This is a genomic window from uncultured Halorubrum sp., assembly GCF_937146585.1.
Taxonomy (GTDB): Archaea; Halobacteriota; Halobacteria; order Halobacteriales; family Haloferacaceae; genus Halorubrum; species Halorubrum miltondacostae.
The window spans coordinates 1-5,442 of sequence record NZ_CAKZRO010000100.1; the positions used below are offsets into that span (position 1 = coordinate 1).

Here is a 5,442-nt window from a genome sequence, read left to right on the forward strand (position 1 = left end):
CACGCATAGAATGTTCGAGCGATTCTCGAGCGGTTACTACCTGGGGGAACTGTACGTGGAACCCCACGACGGCGAGCGCGCCGTCATTCGGCGGGCGGACCACGAACACGTCAACGAGCAGCTGTACGCGGACGGCGAGGGCGTCGAGCGACTCGACGCGCCCCTCGTGATGAAAGTCGACGGCGGCCACATTCCGGTCGGCGGCGACGACGACGTACCGAGCGGCACGCTCGCGATTCCCCGAGGACTCGCCGACGAGACGCTCCCGGACCGGCGGAACGTGCTGTTGGCGGACGCCGACCGCGCCGAGACGCTCCTCCGCTGGGAGGGGTGGGAGCCGTTCGTGAACGCGTAGGACGCCGCCGCGTGTCTGAGGGAGTCGCGAACGGCGAAGGCCGCGGCGGTAGCGCCCGGAGACCGACAGGGGCGGGCCCGCGCGTCGAGTCGAACTGCGCGTGGGACCGACCGGCATAGCGACCGCGTAGGCGGGAAATGGTTCGATGTCGGGCCGCGGACGCCGCCGGAGCCGCCCGATCGGGCACTCGTGTTATTATGCCGGTCCGGCTCGTGTCGAACGTATGGCGCTCGCGCTCTCGGCCGAGCTGGTGGCGACCGTCGCGGTCGTCGTCGCGGTCGCGGGCGCCGTCAACGGGGTCGCGGGGTTCGGCTTCGCGGTCGTGGGGACGACGGTGCTCGCGTCGACGCTCGACCCGGCGGCCGCCGTCGCGTTCATGATCGTCCCGATGTTCGCGGTGAACGTCGCCCTCGTCGGAGAGCTCACGCGCGAGGAACTGCGGACCTGCGGGGCCCGGTTCGCACCGCTGCTCGTGGCCGCGCTCGTCGGCACCCTCGCGGGGATGGCGCTGCTCGATCGCCTCCCGGCGGCTCCCCTGCGCGTCCTGCTCGGCGTCGTCTCGCTCGGGTTCGTGGCGACCGCGCAGCGCGCGGTCTCGCTCCCGTCGCTGCCGACTTCGGCCGACCGCGAGCGCGCCGAAGGCCCGCTCGTCATGGGGGTCGTGGGCGTCGTCTCCGGCGTCCTGTTCGGCGCGACGAACGTCGGCGTCCAGCTGGTCGCGTTCGTCCGGAGCTTCGACCTCTCGCACGGGGTGTTCGTCGGCGTCGTGGCGCTGGTGTTCGTCGGGATCAACGGCCTTCGCGTCGGGGCCGCGGGCGCGCTCGGACTCTACCCGGACGCCGCGTTCGCGCTCGCGTCGGCCGCCGCCGCAGTTCCCGCGGTCGCCGGCGTCGCCGTCGGGACTCGCCTCCGAGACCGCGTGAGCGAGCGGCTCCGGCGCGGCCTCGTCCTCGGCCTCCTCACGGTCATCGGGCTCCGGCTGATACTCGGCGGCGCGGGCGTCGCCTGACCGGTGTCGCCGTCGCTCCGCCGGAGTCGCCGCCGGTCAGTCGACTGCGGCCTCGATGTCGCGGACGACGGACAGCACCGCCCGCCACTGCTCGACCGTCCCGGGCGGCTCGCGGTCGACGGTCCCGGTCCGGTCGGTGATCGACCGTCGGACCGCCTGCGGGTCGTCGATCCGGCGGAGCTCGAGGTCCGGCCCGCCGGCGACTTCGATCGTGACCGTGCCGTACCCGAACGCGGAACCGGTCACCGATTGACTGTACGCCGTGTTCTGTACCTGTGCCAGCCCGACGCGGCGGACCTTTCGGCCGAGCACGCCGCGTTTCGACCAGATCGCTCGAGTCGTGACCACGTAGTCGGTCCGTGTGACGCGGAGCAGTTCCCAGCCGGCGATGCCGACGCCCAGCGGGCTCGCCGCGGCGATGCGCGGGTCGACCGCGGCCGCCGCGAGGAGCGCGACGGCGACGGTCGCGACGCCGACGACGCCCCCGCCGAGCGCCGCCGACAGCCGCGGGCGACCCGTCCACACGACGGTCTCGTCGTCGTGCCGAAACCACCAGTCGCCGGTCATCGGTCCTCGCGCGCCGTCTCCGACGCGGTCCGCTCGGCGCCGACGTCCTCGCCGGTCGCGGTCGGCGTCTCGGCGTCGCCGCCGGCACCGTCGTCGGTGACCGCGGAGCGGATCGCGCGAAGTTCGACGAGGATATCGGCGAGCACGTCGTCGGCGTCGCCGTCGCCGTCGGCGCTGTCCCGCTTTCCGGCGTCGATCTCCCTGGCGATCAGCTCCTGGACCGACGCCGGGTCCGGAATGCTCCGGAACCGTAGCTCGACGCCGGAGCCGCCGGCGGTGCTGACCTCGACCGACCCGTACCCGAGCGACGAACCGATGGCCGACTGCGAGTAGGAGATGTTCTGTACCTTCTCGAACCCGATCTGTTTCACGTCCCGGGAGAGGATGCCCCGCTTGCTGTAGAGCCCCTTGTTCGTGACGACGTAGTTCGTGTTCTTGTACTGGAGGTAGCTCGCGGCGACGATCGGGATCCCGACGAGGACGAGCGACAGGGGAACGCCGACGAGAAGCGCCGGGACGACGCTGTACCTGTGCGGCGTGCTCGCCCAGCGGATCTCCTCGTCGTCCTCGAGCGACAGCCAGTCGAGGTCGAGGTCGGCGGTGACGCCGTTGCCGGTCTTCGGTTCCTCCTGGAGGGACGGAGACGACATATCCCCCGAAGCGTCGGGAGACGGTAAAACGGTGGCGGAGGCGCACCGATCGGATCACGCGCGAAGCGGACGACGTGAACGCGGCGACGAACGGTCGCGCGGGAGACGGCGGCGGACGGTGGCGCGACGCGCGGACGGCCCGGAGAGCGGCGTCCGTCTCCGCCGCAGACGCACCTTTTACGTCGCGGCGGGTCGCGAATTCGGTATGATCGACAGGCTGCTCGGGCGCGCCGAACTGAAGGAACGCATCGAGGAGTTGGAGGAGGAGAAGCGTCACCTCGAACGCCGCGCCGAGGCCGAGGAGGAGCGGCGGTCCGACGCGGTCGCCGACCGGCAGCGCGCCGAGGAGCGCGTGAACGAGCTCGAACACCGGATCGAGTCGTTAGAGGAGCGGGTGGAGCGCGCCGAGGGGACGGAGGAGACGGTCGAGTTCCGCCGCGTGAGCGACCGCAGCGGCGCGCGGCTGGCGGACGCGCTCGACCGCTTTCGAGCGGTCGAGAGCGACGACGAGGAGGGGCTGCTCACGGCGTACGTGCCGGACGGTGATTCCGTCCCGGCGAGCGTCGCCGACTGGTTCGGGGACCGTACCGCGCTCGTCCGGCGCGCGGCCCCGGCCGTCGTCCTCGCCGACGACACCGGCGCGGTGAGCGCCGCGCTGACGCCGCCCGTCGAACCCGAGCCGTTCGACCGGTGGGACGACCGGTTCCGGCTCGACGACGCGTGGTTCCGCCCGACCGGTCGGTTCGCGTTCGCCGTCGTCCGGTCCGACACCTTCGCCGTCGGCACGTACGAGGGCGACGAGCGGGTCGCCTTCGAGGGGTTCACCACCGACGTGAAGGAGGCGCACTCGAAGGGCGGCTTCTCGCAGGGGCGCTTCGAGCGCCGCCGGGAGGGACAGATCGACGACCACCTCGGCCGCGCCGACGAGGCGCTCGCCGAGGTCGCGGCGGCGGGCGACCTCGACCGCGTGATCGTCGTCGGCGAGCGCAGCGTGTTGGGCCGCGTGCGCGACCGCGCCGACGTCACCGACGTGTCGGACGCCACCGGGAAGCCGGAGGCGGCGCTCGACGACGCCTTCCGCGACTTCTGGCGAGTCCGGATCCGCGCGATCTGATTCGGGGGCGACCGGTCGGCGTCAGAACGGGCTCTCGGGCCCCTCGTCGGGGTCGCCGGCGGCCGGCTCGTCCGACGCGGGCAGGTCGCCGATCTCCTGCTCCCACGCCTCGATGCCGCCGCGGAGGCTCTCGACGCGCGCCGCTTGGGTCCCCTCGTAGCTGCCGATGAGCTGGGCCGCCTGCTGGCTGGCGACGCCGTGGGGGCAGACGGTGACGATGCGGTCGCTGCCCTCGAGCTCCGCGATCCGGTTCGTCAGCTCCGGGAACGGGATACACTCGCTGTCGGGGAGGTGGCCCCGGTCGAACGCGCGTCGGTCGCGGATGTCGACGATGCGGAGCGACTCGTCGGCGGAGCCGTCGTCGTCCGCGTCCAGCAGCGTCGACAGTTCCTCGGGATCGATTTCGCCGTCCATCAGTTGAGCGGCGCGATGCTGGCCGTCAGGACGGCTCGGTCGTCGGTGTCGTTGCGTGCGCCGTGGACCGCGCCGCGCGCGTTCTCCACCACGGCCGGGGCCGCGAGCGCCTCCTCCTCGCCGTCGCGGATCACGGTCGGCTCGCCCTCCACGACGTGGAACACGTTCGTGGCGTCGGCGTGTTCGTGCGGGTCGACGGTCGCGTCCGGGCCGAGGACGAACGCCTTCACGAGCACGTCGTCGGTGACGACGAGCTCCGCCGTCTCCACCTCGCCGCGGGCCGGGTCGAGGGCGGCGACCGCCGCCGCGTAACTGTCGAGCGTCATACCTACGCGTGGCGCGGGACGGGGAAAAATCGCGCGTTCGGTCGCGGGCGACGGGGCTCAGTACGTCGGCGACTCCTCGGGCTCGCCGTCGCGCGCGTTGACGACCCGCCCGAGCGTGAAGAGGAGGTCCGAGAGTCGGTTGAGGTAGGTGACGACCGCCTCGTTGATCGGCTCCGAGCGCGCCAGGTCGACGACGCGCCGCTCCGCGCGCCGGACGACGGCGCGCGCGTGGTGGAGCGCCGCCCCCGCCTCGCCGCCGCCCGGGAGGATGAACGACTGGAGCGGCTCCAGTTCCTCGTCGAACGCGTCGATGCGGTCCTCCAGCGTCTCGGTGTGGTCGCTCTCGACCTGGGGGTCGTCCGGGTCGGGGTCGGGGTTCGCGAGGTCGGCCTGGACGATGTGGAGGTGGTTCTGGATCGCCTCCAGCAGGTCGTCGACGTCGTCGTGGCCCGTGGGCCGGACCGTCCCGAGCAGGGCGTTCGCCTCGTCGACGGAGCCGTACGCCTCGATGCGGTGGCTCGACTTCGACACCCGGCTCATGTCCCGGAGGTCGGTCTCGCCCTCGTCGCCGCGGCCGGTGTAGATGCTCATGCGAGGGTCCTCTCGACGTACTCGACGATGTTCGCGCTCTCCGCCATCGTCACGCCGCGCTCCTCGTCGACGAGGACCGGGACGCCGCGCTGGCCGCTGACGCGTTTGACCTCGTTGCGGTCCGAGTGGAGCGCGTCGACCCACTCCGTCTCGTACGCGACGCCGGCGTCGTCGAGCGCGTCTGCCGCCTTCTCGCACCACGGACACCCGTCGAGGGCGTACAGTCGAACGGTCATACCGATCGATCCGTCCGCGGCGTCAAGAAGGTGTGCGTCCGTCGGCGGTCGGGGGCGCGCACCCGGCCCGCCGTCTCGGCGGTCGGCATCCCGGCGGTCGGCATTTCGGCGCTCGTCGGCTCTGGGGTCGGCATTTCGGCGCTCGTCGGCTCTGGGGTCGGCATTTCGGCGCTCGTCGGC

Annotated in this window: 9 protein-coding genes; 3 read left to right on the top strand and 6 right to left on the bottom strand. The window is 72.4% G+C overall.

Annotated elements, in window-relative coordinates:
• The first annotated feature begins 10 nt into the window (after positions 1-10).
• Positions 11-355 (top strand): DUF5802 family protein, encoded by a 345-nt coding sequence (locus Q0116_RS08605; protein ID WP_004595297.1) that lies wholly within the window; start codon positions 11-13, stop codon positions 353-355.
• A gap of 223 nt (positions 356-578) precedes the next feature.
• Complete coding sequence (locus Q0116_RS08610; protein WP_007345087.1) at positions 579-1,364, top strand: TSUP family transporter; 786 nt, start codon at positions 579-581, stop codon at positions 1,362-1,364.
• Between the two features lie 36 nt (positions 1,365-1,400).
• Here the strand turns inward: Q0116_RS08610 and Q0116_RS08615 are convergent, their stop codons facing one another.
• Positions 1,401-1,931 (bottom strand): PH domain-containing protein, encoded by a 531-nt coding sequence (locus tag Q0116_RS08615; protein ID WP_086215401.1) that lies wholly within the window; start codon positions 1,929-1,931, stop codon positions 1,401-1,403.
• Positions 1,928-2,581 carry a PH domain-containing protein gene (locus Q0116_RS08620; RefSeq protein WP_297886943.1) on the bottom strand — a complete coding sequence of 218 codons (654 nt, stop codon included), beginning with the start codon at positions 2,579-2,581 and terminating at the stop codon, positions 1,928-1,930. The genes Q0116_RS08615 and Q0116_RS08620 overlap by 4 nt, the downstream gene beginning before the upstream one ends.
• A gap of 205 nt (positions 2,582-2,786) precedes the next feature.
• On the opposite strand from Q0116_RS08620, the gene Q0116_RS08625 reads away from it, so the two are divergent.
• Entirely contained in the window at positions 2,787-3,695 is a 909-nt protein-coding gene (locus Q0116_RS08625) for a Vms1/Ankzf1 family peptidyl-tRNA hydrolase (RefSeq protein ID WP_297886945.1), read from the top strand.
• Positions 3,696-3,716: 21 nt separating this feature from the next.
• Here Q0116_RS08625 and Q0116_RS08630 read toward each other — a convergent pair whose 3' ends face one another.
• The 4 genes from Q0116_RS08630 to Q0116_RS08645 are packed head-to-tail and all read right to left on the bottom strand — an operon-like array spanning position 3,717 to position 5,262.
• Positions 3,717-4,109: a rhodanese-like domain-containing protein gene (locus Q0116_RS08630; RefSeq protein ID WP_297886947.1), complete on the bottom strand. Its 393-nt coding sequence runs from the start codon at positions 4,107-4,109 to the stop codon at positions 3,717-3,719.
• Positions 4,109-4,435: a cupin domain-containing protein gene (locus tag Q0116_RS08635; protein WP_297886949.1), complete on the bottom strand. Its 327-nt coding sequence runs from the start codon at positions 4,433-4,435 to the stop codon at positions 4,109-4,111. The genes Q0116_RS08630 and Q0116_RS08635 overlap by 1 nt, the downstream gene beginning before the upstream one ends.
• A 57-nt stretch (positions 4,436-4,492) precedes the next feature.
• Entirely contained in the window at positions 4,493-5,026 is a 534-nt protein-coding gene (locus tag Q0116_RS08640) for a cob(I)yrinic acid a,c-diamide adenosyltransferase (protein ID WP_297886951.1), read from the bottom strand.
• A complete protein-coding gene (locus tag Q0116_RS08645) occupies positions 5,023-5,262 on the bottom strand; it encodes a glutaredoxin (protein ID WP_006112373.1) in 240 nt (79 codons plus the stop codon). The genes Q0116_RS08640 and Q0116_RS08645 overlap by 4 nt, the downstream gene beginning before the upstream one ends.
• Between the last annotated feature and the right edge of the window lie 180 nt (positions 5,263-5,442).